The 456-nt window shown below is 44.5% G+C and carries 1 protein-coding gene; it reads right to left on the bottom strand.

Annotated elements, in window-relative coordinates; genetic code table 11:
- The coding region (locus BQ17_RS03580) for an IS1 family transposase (protein WP_141699070.1) at positions 1–456 on the bottom strand (456 nt) is incomplete at both ends.

Below are 456 nucleotides of genomic sequence, written 5' to 3'. Positions count from 1 at the left end.
CGTATTATAGCGGTGCAGGAAGAGTTTCAAACAGATCTCGTGCATTTTAACGCATTTGGAAAAAGATAACGTCTTACGCACGAAGCGTGCTAAATGCTGTCGCAAGGTATTATTCCAGCGCTCAACATGGGCCGTCTCTCCAGTTTCTTTGCCGACAGGGTTATGTTGCTCATTCGGAATAACGGCTTGATAAGCTTTCCAATAGTCGGTGAAAACAATCGCTTTTTTATAAGCGAATGGTATGCGATTCCAGAGTATTTGGCATGTCTTTTCACTGCGATCACCACAAGCATAAGCAACAACTTCTCGGGTCTCTCTGCTCAATGCGATCCATGTCCAAATTTTGTTATCTTTTTCAAAGAGATAAGACCATAATTCATCCATTTCCAACACCGGTGTTTGTTCCGGACCAAGAGGTGTCAGCGTCGCTTCAAGAGGAGGAAGCACCGCCGCTTT

Source organism: Candidatus Thiosymbion oneisti (assembly GCF_900092655.1).
Classification (GTDB): domain Bacteria; phylum Pseudomonadota; class Gammaproteobacteria; order Chromatiales; family Chromatiaceae; genus Thiosymbion; species Thiosymbion oneisti.
Note: the sequence above shows the minus strand (reverse complement) of the source record. Positions and strands in the feature narration are given on the sequence as shown.